11 protein-coding genes are annotated in these 17399 nt (G+C 41.7%); 8 read left to right on the forward strand and 3 right to left on the reverse strand.

The genetic code is table 11. The features are described 5' to 3' along the window. Positions 1–16 precede the first annotated feature (16 nt). Positions 17–4249: an alpha-glucan family phosphorylase gene (gene glgP / locus DDZ16_RS11490; RefSeq protein WP_109264619.1), complete on the forward strand. Its 4233-nt coding sequence runs from the start codon at positions 17–19 to the stop codon at positions 4247–4249. A gap of 479 nt (positions 4250–4728) precedes the next feature. On the opposite strand, the gene DDZ16_RS11495 is transcribed toward glgP, so the two are convergent. Both DDZ16_RS11495 and kdsB read right to left on the reverse strand, forming a co-directional pair. Further along, entirely contained in the window at positions 4729–6747 is a 2019-nt protein-coding gene (locus DDZ16_RS11495; RefSeq protein WP_109264620.1) for an alpha amylase C-terminal domain-containing protein, read from the reverse strand. Positions 6748–6817: 70 nt separating this feature from the next. After that, on the reverse strand, positions 6818–7576 hold the full coding sequence (gene kdsB / locus DDZ16_RS11500) for a 3-deoxy-manno-octulosonate cytidylyltransferase (RefSeq protein ID WP_109264621.1): 759 nt from the start codon (positions 7574–7576) through the stop codon (positions 6818–6820). Between the two features lie 922 nt (positions 7577–8498). On the opposite strand from kdsB, the gene DDZ16_RS11505 reads away from it, so the two are divergent. The 6 genes from DDZ16_RS11505 (at position 8499) to groL (ending at position 14031) form a co-directional block, all read left to right on the forward strand. Then, positions 8499–9770 (forward strand): sigma-54 interaction domain-containing protein, encoded by a 1272-nt coding sequence (locus tag DDZ16_RS11505; RefSeq protein ID WP_109264622.1) that lies wholly within the window; start codon positions 8499–8501, stop codon positions 9768–9770. 5 nt (positions 9771–9775) lie between these two features. Then, positions 9776–10303: an LptE family protein gene (locus DDZ16_RS11510; RefSeq protein ID WP_109264623.1), complete on the forward strand. Its 528-nt coding sequence runs from the start codon at positions 9776–9778 to the stop codon at positions 10301–10303. Between the two features lie 15 nt (positions 10304–10318). Beyond that, positions 10319–11413 (forward strand): hypothetical protein, encoded by a 1095-nt coding sequence (locus tag DDZ16_RS11515; RefSeq protein ID WP_109264624.1) that lies wholly within the window; start codon positions 10319–10321, stop codon positions 11411–11413. Positions 11414–11424: 11 nt separating this feature from the next. Further along, a complete protein-coding gene (secG, locus tag DDZ16_RS11520; RefSeq protein ID WP_109264625.1) occupies positions 11425–11781 on the forward strand; it encodes a preprotein translocase subunit SecG in 357 nt (118 codons plus the stop codon). A gap of 294 nt (positions 11782–12075) precedes the next feature. Beyond that, positions 12076–12354: a co-chaperone GroES gene (locus DDZ16_RS11525; protein WP_109264626.1), complete on the forward strand. Its 279-nt coding sequence runs from the start codon at positions 12076–12078 to the stop codon at positions 12352–12354. A 33-nt stretch (positions 12355–12387) separates the two neighbouring features. Continuing rightward, positions 12388–14031 (forward strand): chaperonin GroEL, encoded by a 1644-nt coding sequence (gene groL / locus DDZ16_RS11530; RefSeq protein WP_109264627.1) that lies wholly within the window; start codon positions 12388–12390, stop codon positions 14029–14031. 87 nt (positions 14032–14118) lie between these two features. Here the strand turns inward: groL and DDZ16_RS11535 are convergent, their stop codons facing one another. Next, the gene (locus DDZ16_RS11535) at positions 14119–15090 is read right to left on the reverse strand and encodes a GDP-mannose 4,6-dehydratase (RefSeq protein WP_109264628.1); all 972 of its coding nucleotides are present in this window, start codon (positions 15088–15090) and stop codon (positions 14119–14121) included. A 479-nt stretch (positions 15091–15569) separates the two neighbouring features. On the opposite strand from DDZ16_RS11535, the gene lepA reads away from it, so the two are divergent. Then, a complete protein-coding gene (lepA, locus tag DDZ16_RS11540; RefSeq protein ID WP_109264629.1) occupies positions 15570–17357 on the forward strand; it encodes a translation elongation factor 4 in 1788 nt (595 codons plus the stop codon). Positions 17358–17399: the final 42 nt, after the last annotated feature.

Consider the following 17399-nt stretch of genomic DNA (forward strand, 5'->3'; position numbering starts at 1 on the left):
TCAAAACTGAGAAAGAATGATGGATAGTTTTCTTAAGCCGGACTTTGTATTTGAAACAAGCTGGGAAGTCTGCAACAAAACAGGAGGAATTCATACCGTATTAGCTTCAAAAGCTAAAACTTTAGCAGATCAGTTTGGAGATCAACTGGTTTTTATCGGACCTGACGTCTGGCGTGGGCCTCATCAAAATCCTGAATTTATTCCGGATCATACCTTGTTTGCCGAGTGGCAGGAGGTTTTGAAAGGTGAAGGGTTAAGAGTTAAAACCGGGCGATGGAATATTCCGGGAACACCGATTGTTTTTCTGGTTGATTTCAGCCCCCTGGTTGCGAGAAAGAACGAAATTCTTGCCCGTCTTTGGGAATCTTTTAAACTGGATAGTTTGTCCGGACAATGGGATTATGTAGAACCTGCATTGTTTGGATATGCTGCCGGTATGGTGATCGATAGTTACTACAGGTTTTATATCCCCGACAGCGAAAAGGTTGTTGCTCATTTTAACGAATGGATGACCGGTAGCGGGGCCCTTTATCTGCGGGATCATTTGCTTCAGATCGGAACGGTATTTACTACTCATGCCACTGTTGTAGGAAGGGCTCTGGCTGGAAAGGGGGCTTTGGTTTATGAGCATCTGAATGAGTATGATGCCGATTCAAAAGCCGGGGAGTTAAATGTGGTTTCCAAACATTCCATGGAGAAAGTTACCGCAGGGAATGTGGATTGCTTCACCACCGTTTCTGATATCACCTCACATGAGTGCGCCCGGTTTTTGGCGCGAGAAGTGGATGTGGTTACCCCAAATGGCTTTGACACCAGCATTGTTCCATCGGAGGCGGATTATCAGGACAGACGAAATAAGGCCCGTGAGCGATTAATTAAAGTTACCGAGGCGCTTTTGGGAATAAAAGTGAGTGAAGATGCGTTTTTTATTGCCAACAGTGGAAGATATGAGTACCGTAACAAAGGAGCTGATGTTTTTCTCGATGTCCTGAAAAAGCTAAATGAAGAAGCGAATAGTCAGAGGGAAATACTGGCTTTTGTATTAATTCCCGCCAACACTTACGGGCCTCGAAAAGACTTGATGGGCAAATTGAAAAAAGGGGGTGATAAAAAACCTTTGCCAAATCCGTTTTTGACCCATGGACTTAACGACATTGGTTACGACCCCATTATTAATAAAATTCAGGACATCCATCTCAGCAATGAGGCTTCTGAACGAGTGAAGCTTATATTCGTTCCCAGTTATTTGAATGGGGATGATGGTATTTTTGATATTCCATATTACGATCTCCTGCTGGGGATGGATCTCACAGTTTTTCCATCTTACTATGAACCATGGGGATATACGCCGCAAGAAAGCGTGTCTTATGGGGTGCCTGCCGTTACAACCACCCTTGCCGGTTTTGGACTTTGGGCTTCAAAACATTCCAAAGGAATTGATGAAGGAGTGGAGGTAGTTCCCAGAAATGATAAGAATTACGATCAGGTTGTAACAAATATCGCATCTGTGGTGGAAAATTTCTCCCAAAAATCAGAGGAAGAAATTGTCACAATACATTCTAAAGCGCGTAAGTTAGGTCAACTTCTGGAATGGGAATCTCTGATAAAGAATTACTATCAGGCCTATGATATTGCCCTTAAGGAAGTAAACAACCGGCGCGATAAATTTACTGCTGTTAAGCGTGATGTTCGCATTCGTCTGGTACCTGAAACCAGTGCAGTTCCCGGTTGGAAAAAACTGGTTGTTAAGTCTCGCTTACCAGAGCGAATTAAAGTCTTGCACGAGCTTACCCGTAACCTTTGGTGGGCCTGGAATTACAAACTTGTAGAACTCTTCGAAACCATTGATCCTGAAAAATGGGAAGAGGTCGGCAAAAACCCGGTTCAATTGCTCGATAAAGTTTCTTTTGACCGTTTGAGTGAGCTGGCTTCTGATGATCAATTCGTGGAAAAACTGGATTCTATCTATGCAGAGTTCCGTGAATACATGGATCATGATTTCACACAAGAGCCTCGCATAGCCTATTTCAGTATGGAGTATGGCTTGAGCAATGTACTTAAAATTTATTCGGGAGGTCTTGGGATTTTAGCCGGAGATTATCTCAAGGAGGCAAGTGACAGAGGGGTGAAGATGGTTGCCGTTGGCTTACTCTATCGATTTGGATATTTTACCCAAACATTGTCGATTAATGGTGAGCAGTCTGCCAATTATGAAATGCAGGATTTCTCTCAGCTTCCATTGGAAGAAGTACGTGGTAAAGATGGCCAACCACTATATGTATTCATCGAACTTCCGGGAAGAAGTTTGTACGCCAAAGTCTGGAAAGCACAGGTCGGAAGAGTGTCTCTCTATTTAATGGATACTGATACTGATAGAAATACACCCGCTGACCGGCAAATAACACATCAACTGTATGGCGGTGATTGGGAAAATCGCCTCAAGCAGGAAATTTTACTGGGTCTGGGGGGAATTCGTTTATTGCAGGCACTCGATGCCCATGTGGATATTTTCCATGCAAACGAGGGCCATGCTGCCCTGATTAATGTTGAACGGCTTGTAAATCTCGTTGGTCAAAAGTACAGCTTTGCCGAAGCTATGGAGATTGTAAGAGCTTCTTCATTATTTACCACCCATACACCTGTGCCGGCAGGTCATGATAAATTTGAGGAGGACATGTTCAGGGTTTATCTCCGGCATATCCCTGAAAAGATCAATATCTCATGGGAAGAGTTTATGGATATGGGACGTGAGCATCCCGGGGGAAAAGAGAAATTCTCAATGAGTGTGCTGGCTGCCAAAACTTCTCAGGAAATGAATGGCGTAAGTCTTTTGCATGGAGATGTATCAAAGAAAATGTTCCAGAGTTTATGGCGGGGGTATTTCCCTGAAGAGTTACATGTGGATTATGTCACCAACGGAGTTCATTACGGAACCTGGACTGTATCTGAATGGCAAAATTTCTACAGGGAAATATTTGGAGAGAAATTTCTCAGTGATGTTTCCGATAAAAAATTCTGGAAAAAAATATACGATGTTCCGGATGAAAAAATATGGGAAGTTAGACACACTTTACGAAAGAAATTGATGGATTTTATCCGTTATCGTCTGGAGGGTAGTATGTCTCAGCGCCATGATTCCCCGGGGCATATTGTGGAGGTACTGGACATTTTGAATGAGGATGCTTTGACTATTGGGTTTGCACGGCGATTTGCCACATATAAAAGAGCTCACTTACTTTTCCGCGATCTGGAACGGTTATCCGAGATTGTAAATAATTCAGATTACCCTGTTCAGTTTATTTTTGCCGGAAAAGCTCACCCTGCAGATGAAGGAGGTCAGGCCCTTATCAAACATATTGTTGAGATATCCAAGCGACCGGAATTTGTAGGCAAAATAATTTTCCTTGAAAATTACGATATGGAACTGGCCAAAAGATTGGTCAGTGGTGTGGATGTCTGGTTAAATACACCTACAAGGCCGCTGGAAGCATCCGGAACCAGTGGGCAAAAAGCTGAGCTGAACGGTGTGCTTAATTTTAGTGTTCTTGATGGCTGGTGGTATGAAGGTTTTGAAAAGGAGGCCGGTTGGAGCCTTACTGAAAGACGCTCCTTTGAAAATCAGGATTATCAGGATGACCTGGATGCAGCTACCATTTATAGTATTCTGGAAAATGAAATTATTCCTTTGTTTTACGATGTGAATGAGAAAAGTATTCCGGAAGGCTGGGTACGCTATATCAAGAATTCTATCGCACATATTGCACCTCAGTTTACCACACGCAGGATGATTGATGATTACTTGGACAAGTTTTATAACCCTATGTTTGAAAGACTTGAAGAGCTATGTGTTAATGAATGTGCCCTTGTCCATGAAATTGCTTCATGGAAAAGACAGGTTTCAGCGGGTTGGGACAGTGTTGAATTGGTTGAGGTTAACATGCCGGATATAGCCCGTCAGGAACTCGGTATAGGTGATGATTACATTGTTGATGTAACGCTAAACCTTAAAAAACTGGAAGGTGTTGATGTTGGTTTGGAAATGCTGATTCTGGAGTCCACCGATGAAGAGTTTCCACCCATTCTTCACAAAGAACCTTTTAAATTGATAAAGAAAGAAGGTGCAATTGTATGTTATGAGATGAAATATCAGCTCAACCTTCCGGGGTCATTTAAGTTTGGCATTCGTATGTTTCCTCGAAACAAACATTTGCCTCATCAGCAGGATTTTGGATTGGTGAGATGGTTCTGATGTTTGATAGCACAATAAGCATATAAAAAACCCTGTCGGTAGTATTCCGGCAGGGTTTTTTTGATTGGGGAGTGCTGAAAAACGCATGTTTTATTACTTGTTTTAAGTAGGAGCTGCTGAAAAAGTCAAAAGGACAAAATTTACTACATCATCCGAATCTCGAAGTATTTCAATATATCTTCGATTGGGGGGCTTGTAAATTTTGCCTCTTTCTGCGCTCCCTAAGTATCCCATTAACTAATTGTTGCAAGGTTATTTTCCTGCAAACTCTAATTTCATCGCTCTTTTAACGTTCAATACTCCGTTATCCCGATTGTTCGGGATTGTAAAAGGCTATCAATCAATTTTTTGGAATTGCACGCACAGTCATTCTAAAGGCCTGGTAATTAGTAATATTGATTCGTCTTAAATCTTTCATCTAAAAATCTAACGATCTATTGAACGTTGCAATTGTCTTTAATTCACTTTCTGCTGATGCTTTAATGAACTCTTGGTGTTGGAATCTTCCTTAAGATTAGTCCGGTTCTGTTAGGCAGATATAGTTTTAATTGGTGGCCGTTTTTAGGATTGCCCCCTACTGGTTCCGAAAAATACAGAGGTGCTTGGTCTATTCTGTCAAACCCTCCATACTCCGGGCGGTCAGAGTTCAATAATATCTTGTATTTGCCGGGAGCCACTGGTATGCCGTAGTCTGGAAATGAGGCTGAAGGATGAAAATTGAATACCATCAGAAAATCTCCACGATTAAACACCAGTATTTTATCGCCTTCGTTGGCCAGGTTCTGATAAACCGGCAGCGGAGTTAAAACTTTTTCTTCGACAACGGTATTGATCATGGCCGTGTCAAAGGCCTTTAGCCATTCGTATTTCAGGGTTTTATCATCTGCAAGGTTCCATTGTCTCCTGGCGTATTTGTAAGACCAATTGTTGCCTTCCCTGGGGAAATCAATCCATTCGGGATGTCCAAATTCATTGCCCATAAAGTTAAGGTAACCTCCGTTGGCGGTTGTTAACGTTACCAGGCGAATAAGTTTGTGCAAGGCTATGGCCCTGTCGATTACCAGGCTGGGGGTATCCTTGCTCATGAAGTCATACATTTCCTTATCCGCCAGTCGGAAGATAATTGTTTTATCGCCTACCAAAGCCTGATCATGCGATTCGGCATAAGAAATGGTTCTCTCTTCCGGTCTGTGTTGTGTGAGTTCATGGAAAATTGTGCCCATGTCCCAATCTTCATCTGGTAACTCTTTGATGAGTTTTATCCAAAAATCCGGAACCCCCATTGAGAGACGAAAGTTGAATCCCAGGCCACCCTCCTCCGGTGGGGCTCCTGTTCCGGGGAATCCGCTCATTTCTTCAGCAACAGAGATGGCCTTAGGCTTGATCTTGTGAATGAGATGATTGGCAAGCATTAGGTAGACCAATGCATTCCTGTCCTGACTGCCATCAAAATAGTCGTTGTAGTTGGTAAAAGCTTTTTCTAAACCATGGTGATGATAAAGCATGCTGGTAACACCATCAAAGCGGTAACCGTCGAAGTGATATTCTTCCAACCAGAACCGGCAATTGGAAAGCAGAAATGCCTGAACCTCTTTTTTCCCGTAATCAAAGCACCTCGAATCCCAGGCAGGGTGAAACCCCCTGTCTCCGGGATAAAAATATTGATCCAGGGTTCCGTCAAAACGGCTTAAGCCTTCCTCCTCATTTTTTACAGCATGAGAGTGGACAATGTCCATGATAACCGCTATGCCTAACTCGTGGGCACGGTTTACCAACTCTTTTAAATCTTCGGGGGTGCCAAAACGGCTGCTGGCAGCAAAGAAATTGGATACATGGTAGCCAAAACTGCCGTAGTAAGGGTGCTCCTGAACCGCCATCAGTTGAATGACATTGTATCCGGCTTCATTAATTCTGGGCAGAATGTTATTTGTAAACTCCTTGTAGGTTCCTACCTTTTCATCTTTCTCGGCCATTCCCACATGTGCTTCATATATGACCGGATGTTTGAATGCGGGTTGAAAATCATTATCGGTCCAGTTAAATGGTGTTTGGGGTTGCCATACCTGAGCGCTGAAGATCAGGGTTTGAGGATCTTGAATCACTCTTTTTGCATAAGCAGGGATACGATGGCCGGTCCCGAATTCCCATTCTACATATAATTTGTAAAGATCCATATGCTTCAGGGTATTTGCAGGAAAGAAAATTTCCCAAATGCCATGGTCTTTCTGCTGTAAGCGATAGGATTCCACTGGTTGCCAGTTGGAAAAATCACCGATGAGGTGAATTTTTTTTGCATTTGGAGCCCATTCGCGGAAGACCCAACCATCTCCGTAAGGGTGCAATCCAAAGAACAGATGATTGCCTGCAAAATTTACAATGCCATCATGACTGTCACCGAATTCGTCCAGTAAATCCTTATAATTATGGAAGGTGGCTTCAATGGCCCCCTGGTGGGGGCTCAGCCATGCATCTTTTTCAAGTAGGGATAGTTTGCTCATAGTACTGGCTTTGCTCTACAATATAGCAAAAATGCAGGAAACGGAGGAGGATTTTTCCCTGTCTTTTTTGTTAAAAAACGCCCTTTTTCTTTAGCTCATCAATGTCCATAGGGGTATCGATAGACCAGCTTTCAAATTCTGTTTTTCGGGTGGCTATGATGTAACCATTCTCCAGCCATCTGAGCTGTTCCAAAGATTCTGCCATTTCCAGTGAAGTTGGTTTCAGGAGTGTTATTTCCCGCAAAACATCTGTGCGATAGGCGTAAAGACCAACGTGAACCAAATAACTGTGACGGGTATGCCACTCGTCTTCAGGGATGTTTCGAACATACGGGATAGGGGACCTGCTGAAATAAAGGGCCTGGGAACTTGCATTCAAGACAACCTTTGGTTTATTGGGATCAAAGAGCTCTTCTTTCTTTTTCAGAGGTTTAACCAAGGTGGCAATTTCTGTGTCGGCATTGTGAAAACAAGATGTGAGCCTGTCAATTTGTTCCGGTTGCACAAAGGGTTCATCTCCCTGAATGTTAACAACTACTTTGTATGATTTGCCGTGCTTTTTTTCAGCAAGATTAAGCGCTTCTGCACATCGGTCTGTTCCACTTTGATGTTCTTCGGAAGTCATAACCGATTCACCACCAAAATCGCTCACTGCCTTAAGAATCCGTTCATCATCTGTGGCAACAATTACATTGTTCAAAACCTTTTTGGTTTGTTCATAAACCCTTTGAATCATCTGTTTTCCACCAATGTCAGCCAGGGGTTTTCCTGGGAATCGGGTAGAACCATACCTTGCAGGTATGATACCCAGAATATCTTCATTTTTCATGATCCTGTTTTTTTATAAACTAATATTACTGATTTATTAAAACACAACTATTTGTAATACTGTTGTTTGGTTCAATTAGGTATTGTCCTGTAAAGTCTAAATTATCAGCGTCATACAAAGCGATCTGGCTTTGGTTTAAAACAGCGTGTATATAGTCAGGTAACTTAAAAAGAAACGCTGCTGATGCGAATTTGAAATTCACACCTTATTAACAATGGATTTCTTTGTGAGCCAAACAGAGCGGTAATCCATTTAAATCAGGGGTTAGAGTAAGAGTCTTATTATTCTATTCATTAATAGAAATACAAGCTCTCCTTAAGGCTTAGAAATTGAGTTGAATGGATGGATATCGCCATATTAAACCAGATCAACAATTTTTCTTTAATTTAAGATTAAACATTAGTGTGTTGTCATCTTTTAACTCATGTGCGTTAGATGTTTGCTTATCCGGCAAACTTTCTCAAAATGCTGAATGATGACTGACCTTTCAATGGTTTTTCTTCTGCTTTCTACCGTTTTCCATTCAAACTTCTGCCTGTTATTACAAACAAAATAATCTAACGATCTATTGAAAACAACAATGATAACAAATACTTTTAAGACAATATAAGCATTTTCTATTTTGCCATCGCCTTTGTTTGCATTTCTTTTGGCATCTTTTGAATGGCTGTTTTTTTATGATTAAGTGCAAAGAAATCCGAGTGTGATGTGGAATAACCTTGCACTTAGGAATTTGTTGATATGATTTAAAGTATTAAACGCTAATAAAGTAGGTGTTTTTCAGGGCTCCCTAAAAGGAATGGAGCAATACTTAAAAATAGGGTTTTGTTTTGGTAAATACCATTTTATTGATTTGTGAAATGGAAAAACAGACAAAGAATAGTAACTTTGTCAGTTGGTACTGAAAAAATAGCAGTCGGTTATGATCAATATACAACAAATCAAGCAAAGATTCGGTATTATCGGGAATTCGGAGGCCCTTACCCGTGCCATTGATGTGGCCGTGCAGGTTGCTCCTACTGATTTGTCGGTGCTCATTACCGGTGAAAGTGGAACCGGTAAAGAGTCCTTTCCTCAAATAATTCATCAGTATAGTATTCGCAAACATGGTACTTATGTGGCCGTAAACTGTGGTGCGATACCTGAAGGAACCATTGATTCAGAGCTTTTTGGCCATGAGAAGGGAGCTTTTACAGGAGCATACTCCGACCGGAAGGGGTATTTTGAAGAAGCCAATGATGGTACCATCTTTCTGGATGAGATAGGTGAGCTGCCCCTGGCTACGCAGGTACGCTTACTTCGTGTTTTGGAAACCGGTGAATTTATGCGTGTAGGATCTTCACGTATTATAAAAACAAATGTCCGTGTTGTAGCAGCAACCAATGTCAATCTTGAAAAAGCCATTGATGAAGGGGATTTTAGAGAGGATTTGTTTTACCGGTTGAATAGTGTCCCTATTAATATACCCCCGTTAAGGGATAGGGTTGAAGATATTTACCTTTTATTTAGGAAGTTTGCATCCGATTTTGCAGATCGTTACAGAATGCCTGCTGTTAAGCTGGATGAAAGTGCACGGGAAATGCTGGAGCGGTATAGATGGCCCGGCAATATTCGTCAGCTCAAAAATATTACAGAACAAATTTCTATTATTGAAAAGGAGAGGGTCTTAACTGCCCACGAACTAGAAAGGTATTTACCTTACCATAAAGGTGATAATTTGCCGGCTTTAATTGGGGGCCATGAGCCAACCGGAGGGACAGACTTTTCAACAGAAAGAGAAATACTTTATAAGGTGCTTTTTGATATGAAGCGCGATATGAATGATCTGAAAAAGCTTGTGCTCGAGATAATGCAGCATGGCAATGACGTTAGTACGGAAGGTGAAAACGCCGAGATTATTCAAAATCTTTATCAGGAAACAGGCGAGGATTTGCATCGTGCTGCACCTCTGGTCAATAAGGGGGCTATGATGCCCTACAATCAGACTAAATCAGAACAAAATACTCATCACAACCATATAGAGGATACTGAAGAATTTGTTGAAGAATCGCTTTCACTGGAGGATAAAGAAGTGGAGCTGATTCAAAAAGCATTGGAGAAACATGCAGGTAAACGCAAACTTGCTGCAAAAGAATTAGGTATCTCCGAACGAACGCTTTACCGAAAAATTAAGGAACATAATATTGATGGATAATAGGTATGAAGTTGACCATTTTTTCTAAAAGCCTTACAATTGGGGTTGTATTGATTGCGCTTGTGTGCATGATCCAGGGATGTAAGATTCAAATGACATTTAACGGAGCCTCCATTCCGGAGAATATTCAAACAGCATCGGTTCAGTTGTTTGATAATCGGGCAGCTTATATTAATCCGGTTCTGGCCCAGACCTTCACCGAAGGTCTTAAAGACCGCATAATTAACGGATCGAGATTAACGTTGGCAGAGGAGACCGGAGATGTTGATTTTTCGGGGGCAATAACAGGCTATGAAACCGAGCCCCTGGCGATACAAGCTGATGCAAGGGCATCTGAAACCCGCTTGACTGTGCGTGTAAATGTTCGGTATGAAAACTTCAAAGACCCTGAAAAGAGCTGGGAATCATCATTTTCCGCTTACAGGGATTTCCCTAGCGATCAGAATATCACGGCTATTGAAGGAGAGCTGGTCGACGAAATTGTAGAAGAACTCACTGAGAATATATTTAACAAAGCCTTTGCTGACTGGTAAAATAGAAAACATTTTATGTCCCGTATGCGTCTGATTGATCTTTTATCGCATCCACAGGAACTGGATGAAAAAACGCTAGAAATGCTCAAGGAAGCATTGGATGCCTATCCGTTTTTTCAGGCAGGAAGGATGCTTTGGATCCAAAATTTGCATAAACTGGACCACATTCGTTACAACAATGAGCTTAAACTTGGAGCTGCGTTTATTCCGGATCGTTCAAAATTATTTTTTCTCATAAATGATGTATTCTCTTCTCTTTCAGTACCTGAAGATTTATCTTATGAAGATGATTCAGAGGCTGCATCAGAACCACAAAAAGAGAAGGACGCCAATGTTGCTGCAATTAAAGATGTAAAGGATGTTGAAGAAAATCAGATTGAAGATCTTAGTGAACACTCGGAGGTCGAAAAGGAATCAGCAAACCGTTCCCTTGATGAAGGGTTGAGTGGTGTTGTAGGAGCAGATGCCAACTATTTTGAAGTGGATGACTCCATTACTTCGGCGACAGGCGAGTTAATTGATTTCTCTTTATCTGGCGGGGAAGAGTTTGGGGTGACCGCAGACGATGATTTCGATGGGGGTGAAGAACAGCATTTTTCCGGCGAAAATGACGAGTCGGTTTCCACGCCTTCTGAATTGTTGGATTATGAGAAAGAAACTTTTTCTTCAGCCTACTCTGTTGAAGAGGAAGTGCCTCCAACACCTTTAGACTTTAATGAAAACCATTCTTTTTCTGAATGGTTAAATCTCTTGAAAAAGCAGCCGGCCCAGGTTGCTAATGAAGAAGAGGACTCATCGGCAGAAAAAAGTGAAAAACAGCCCAAAAAATCCGGAATGGATTTGATTGAGAGCTTTTTGAATAGCTCGGGTAGTGAAAAACGTATTTTACCCCGGGAAGAGAAAGAGGTCACTAATGAAGATTTTTCAGCCAATAGTATTACGGAAAGTGAAGATTTGATGACCGAAACACTGGCCAATATTCATATTAAGCAGGAGAGATATCAAAAAGCTATTGAGATATTCGAGGGTTTGAGCTTGAAATATCCCGAAAAAAGTGTTTACTTTGCACGTCGTATTAAAGAAATGGAAGATCTTATTAATAATCAGTAATTAAGAAAGATATGTATCAGTTTGTTTCAGTTTTGGTAATTCTGGTCAGTATTCTGTTGATACTGATAGTGCTAGTTCAGAATTCCAAAGGTGGTGGGCTAGCTTCAAATTTTTCAGCCTCAAACCAGGTTATGGGAGTTCGTAAAACTGCCGATTTTCTGGAGAAGGCAACTTGGACTCTTGCTAGTGGCCTTTTAGTGTTGGCTTTTGTGGCAGTAATGGTTTTGCCACGTGGCGAAATGCAGTCAGGGTCGGCCATCGATGAAGAAATTCAGAATATGAGTACACCTGGACAGGAGTTGCCCGAGTTCGGTATTGGTGAAGAAGATGCTGCTGCCGGACAGGAAGCTGCCGGAGATAGTTTGTAGGTATTAGGATACCTGTCAAAGACAGTGACAGAGTGTCAGCGTTTGCTGACACTCTTTTTTTTGCTCTTGAGTTTATGATTTTTCTTCAGTGGATGTGATGGTTTGTTTGAAGATCAACGGATTAATGTCGACTCTTTTTTCCAAACAAGTCTGAGCAGGTGGAATGAAGGTAATTTTGAATGGTGAAAAAATGTCTGCTTTTTCGCTCGCAAGGGGATCATAAGGCCTTTGGCATAGTTTGTGATTTAATGCATGCGGAATAATTAATTTGTTTAACATCTAAATAAAATAGAAATGTCAACATTGAAAGGAAAAATTCTTGCCGGTAAGGTTTTGGTTAAACCACAGGCAGCCGAAGAAAAAACTTCAAGCGGAATTATCATTCCCGATTCAGCTCAGGAAAAGCCTTTGAAAGGTGAAGTGGTGCTGACAGGTACTGATAAAAAAGATGAGCCAATGGAAGTAAAACCCGGTGATGTGGTTTTGTATGGGAAATATGCCGGAACCGAATTGAACATTGATGGTGAGGATTACCTGCTTATCTCTCAGAACGACATTTTGTACATAGCGTAACTAAAAAGTTTAAAACATTAAATTCCAAATAATATGGCTAAAGAGATAAAATTTGATATTGATGCCCGTGAACGTCTGCAAAAGGGTATTGATCAGCTTGCCAATGCGGTAAAAGTGACTTTGGGACCAAAGGGTCGCAACGTTGTTATTGATAAAAAATTTGGTGCACCTCAAATCACCAAAGATGGTGTAACTGTGGCCAAAGAAATTGAATTGTCTGAGGCTTATGCCAACCTTGGCGCACAAATGGTAAAAGAAGTGGCATCCAAAACTGGTGATGATGCCGGAGACGGGACTACTACTGCTACTGTTTTGGCTCAGTCAATTGTAAATGTAGGTCTTAAAAACGTTACTGCAGGTGCCAATCCTATGGACCTGAAGCGTGGTATTGATCTGGCTGTTTCCAAAGTGGTTGAGAATATTCGTAGTCAGGCTCAGGTTGTGGGAGAAGATAACAGCAAAATTGAGCAGGTTGCCCGTATTTCGGCTAACAACGACGAAGAAATTGGTCGTTTGATCGCTCAGGCTATGGAAAAAGTCGGTCACGAAGGCGTAATCACTGTTGAGGAAGCCAAAGGCATCGAGACAACTGTTGAAGTAGTTGAAGGTATGCAGTTCGATCGTGGTTACATCTCTCCATACTTTGTAACCAACACCGAGAAAATGCAGGCTGAACTGGAGAATCCTTACATCCTGATTCACGACAAGAAAATCAGCACCATGAAGGATCTTCTTCCTGTTCTTGAGCAGACTGCTCAGTCAGGTCGTCCTTTGTTGATTATTTCTGAAGATGTTGATGGTGAAGCTTTGGCTACTTTGGTAGTAAACCGTCTGAGAGGTTCTTTGAAGGTAGCTGCTGTTAAAGCTCCCGGATTTGGAGACCGTCGTAAGGAAATGTTGCAGGATCTTGCTGTTTTAACTGGCGGTACTGTAATTTCGGAAGAAACCGGACTTAAGCTTGAGAATGCTACCATCGAAATGCTTGGTCAGGCTGAGAAAGTGACCATCGACAAAGAAAACACGACTGTTGTTAATGGGAGTGGAGATAAAGATGCTATTGCTCAGCGTGCTCAGCAAATCAAAGCTCAGATTGCCAATACTACTTCAGACTACGATAAAGAAAAACTTCAGGAGCGTTTGGCTAAATTAGCCGGTGGTGTTGCTGTACTTTATGTCGGTGCTGCATCAGAAGTTGAGATGAAAGAAAAGAAAGACCGCGTTGACGATGCTTTGAGTGCAACACGTGCTGCTGTTGAAGAAGGCATCGTTCCTGGTGGTGGTGTTGCTTACATTCGCGCTATTGCTGCATTGGAAAGCCTGAAAGGTGAAAATGAGGATCAGACTACCGGTGTTGAAATTGTTAAGCGCGCCATTGAAGAGCCATTGCGTCAGATTGTAGCTAATGCTGGTAAAGAAGGTGCTGTAATTGTTCAGAAAGTAAAAGATGGAAAAGATTCTTATGGTTACAATGCCCGTATAGATGAATACCAGGATTTCTATGACGCTGGTGTAATTGATCCGGCTAAAGTAACCCGTGTAGCTCTTGAAAATGCTGCTTCAATCGCAGGTATGTTCCTGACTACAGAATGTGTACTGGTTGAAGAAAAAGAAGAGGAGGGAGCTGCTCCTGCTATGCCTAACCCAGGAATGGGGGGTGGAATGCCCGGCATGATGTAAAAAACCGGACATGCGTCTGTTATATAAAAAAAAGGGTGTCGGCTGACACCCTTTTTTTAGTTTTGTTAGATGGGTGAATGGTTCCGGTTAAGCTTTGCTGATTAAAACTTTTTTGAACCAGTCCACAAAAGACTTAAGTCCATCCTCCAATGTTACCTCCGGTTTATAGCCAAACATTTTTCCTGCTTTGTCAATATTGGCAAAAGTGATATTGACATCTCCTGGCTGCATGGGCAATCTCTCAATCGTTGGTTGCGTTTGAGTGGCTTTCGCTATTTTATTAACGAGATCACTTAATGATATTGGATGGTTGTTCCCAAGGTTCACTGTTTCAAAAACTTTATCGTGATTCAGAAGGTAGGAGATGGCCCCGATTATACCCGATACAGTATCCGAAATATAGGTGTAATCCCTTGACGTAGTTCCGTCTCCAAATAGGGTGAGAGGTGTGTCCTCAAACATCATTTTTATGAACTTGTGAATGGCCAGGTCCGGACGCTGGCGGGGGCCATATACCGTAAAAAATCGCATGTTTATGATGTCTAAATCATAAAGATGGTGCCACGTATGATTAAGTAATTCGCACGACTTTTTCGAGAATGCATAAGGTGATATCGGGTTGTCCACATTCAGATTTTCACTCCATGGGGTATTGGGATTATTTCCATAAACGGATGAAGAACTTGCAAATGCCATTTTTTTAATGTTGCTTTTTTGCATGGCACTTAAAACAACCCTTGTAGCGGTAATATTGTCCTCAATATAGCTCTGAGGATCTTCTATGCTTGGGCGAACCCCGGCTTTACCGGCCAAATGAACCACCAAATCTGCTCCTTTTTCAAATATCAGGAATGTGCTCCCTTCGCTGGTGAGATCATTCTCAAAAAACTCGAAATTTTCATGTTCGATGAAATTTTCCAGATTAGATCTTTTAATGGCAGGATCGTAGAAAGGATCAAAATTATCGATTCCAATTACTTTATAACCTTTCTTTAATAATGTTTCTGAAAGGTGGGAGCCGATGAAACCGGCACATCCGGTGACAATTATTTTATACATGTATCAATGTTTTAACAGTGTTGCTATTTTAACCTATTTTCCTGCCAATTTCAAGGGCTGACGGTAATATATTTTTCCAAGGTTTACATTTATTTGGTGAGCACCGCTTTTTTTGAGATGAACCGAATTTGAACTTCAGGGTGACGGATTTTCAGGAAGGCACCTCGAAGAATTAAGAATATACATCGTGAGCTCCTTCTGATTTAGCATTTAGTCAGCTGAGTTTTGTCTTTTTAGTGTAAAATAACTGGTAATTCCGATGGTTGAAAAATAAATCAGCGTATGATTTTCAGGAATGTAATTTTCCCTTGTCTAAAAGTCTTAAGATCTATAATATTAAGATTTTATTTGAATATCTTTGCACCCTGGATTTAAGGGTGGCAGAAAGCATTGCCATAATTTGAATGCGTCTGTTATCTTTGCATCAGAAGCGAAAAAAGATTCGCTTGGTTTACTGAGTTTTGAAAATATTGTAATTCATGAAGCATATAAGGAATTTCTGCATTATTGCCCACATTGATCATGGGAAAAGCACGCTTGCAGACAGACTGCTGGAGCGTACAAAGACCGTGACTGACAGGGAGCTGTTGGAGCAGACGCTGGACAGTATGGATCTGGAGCGGGAGCGGGGCATTACGATAAAAAGTCATGCCATTCAAATGCAATACCCCAAGGATGATCAAATATATACTTTAAACCTTATTGACACGCCCGGACACGTTGACTTCTCTTACGAAGTATCGCGGTCAATTGCTGCCTGCGAAGGTGCTTTGCTGATTGTGGATGCCACCCAGGGCATACAGGCTCAGACGATAAGTAATTTATATCAGGCGGTAGATCATGATTTGACCATTATTCCTGTACTTAATAAAATGGATATGGATAGTGCCATGCCCGAAGAAGTAGAGGACCAGATTATTGATCTTATAGGTTGTGACCGGAGTGAAATCATTCGTGCCAGTGGTAAGACGGGCATGGGAGCTGACGATATCCTTGATGCTATTGTAGATCGAATTCTCCCGCCTGTTGGAGATGCTGATGGCCCTTTGCAGGCTTTGATTTTCGATTCAGTATTCAATAGTTTCCGGGGCATCATCGCCTATTTTAAAGTGGTGAATGGTGAGATTCGGAAAGGCGACAAAGTTAAGTTTGTTAATACTGCAAAGCAGTATGAAGCCGATGAGATTGGAGTTCTTAAACTTGGAATGGTTAAGCGGGATGTTCTCAAGGCCGGTGATGTAGGTTATATTATTTCAGGTATTAAGACAAGTAAAGAGGTTAAAGTGGGCGATACCATTACTCACGTTCAGCGACCATGTGACAAAGCCATTTCTGGATTTGAGGAGGTTAAGCCCATGGTTTTTGCCGGTGTTTATCCTATTGATACCGACGATTATGAGGATCTTCGTACAGCGATTGAGAAATTGCAGCTGAATGATGCCTCGCTGACATTTGAACCTGAATCATCTGTTGCTTTAGGGTTCGGATTCCGTTGCGGGTTTTTGGGTATGCTTCACATGGAAATTGTTCAGGAAAGGCTTGACCGTGAATTTGGAATGGATGTAATTACTACCGTTCCAAACGTACCTTATAAAGTTTACACCAAGCAGGATGAAGTGCTGGAGGTGCACAACCCATCTGGTTTGCCCGAACCTACACTGATTGAATCTGTGGAGGAGCCTTACATAAAAGCTCAAATGATTACGCATGCCGATTTTATAGGGCCAATAATGACACTTTGTCTTAGCAAGCGTGGTGAACTGGTCAACCAGCACTATATTACCGCAGACCGAGTTGAATTAAGCTTTGATATGCCTCTTGCTGAAATTGTTTTTGACTTTTATGACAAACTGAAAAGTATCTCTAAGGGTTACGCTTCTTTTGATTATTATACTACCGGCTACCGGACATCGAAACTTGTACGTCTGGATGTATTGCTCAATGGCGAGCCTGTTGATGCCTTGTCAACTCTTACTCACTTCGACAATGCATATACACTTGGTCGCCGGATGTGTGAAAAGTTGAAAGAATTGATTCCCCGACAGCAGTTTGATGTTGCTATTCAGGCTGCAATAGGTGCTAAAATTATTGCCAGGGAGACCGTAAAAGCGCTTCGCAAGGATGTAACAGCAAAGTGTTATGGAGGGGATATTTCCCGTAAGCGTAAGCTTCTTGAGAAGCAGAAAAAGGGGAAAAAGCGGATGAAGCAGGTAGGTAATGTGGAAGTGCCCCAAAAAGCCTTTTTATCAGTGCTGAAACTGGATTAAATTAGATATAAATGAAAAAAACCGGTCCATTTAAGAGACCGG

Origin of the sequence: Marinilabilia rubra (genome assembly GCF_003121985.1) — a bacterium.
Lineage (GTDB): Bacteria > Bacteroidota > Bacteroidia > Bacteroidales > Marinilabiliaceae > Marinilabilia > Marinilabilia rubra.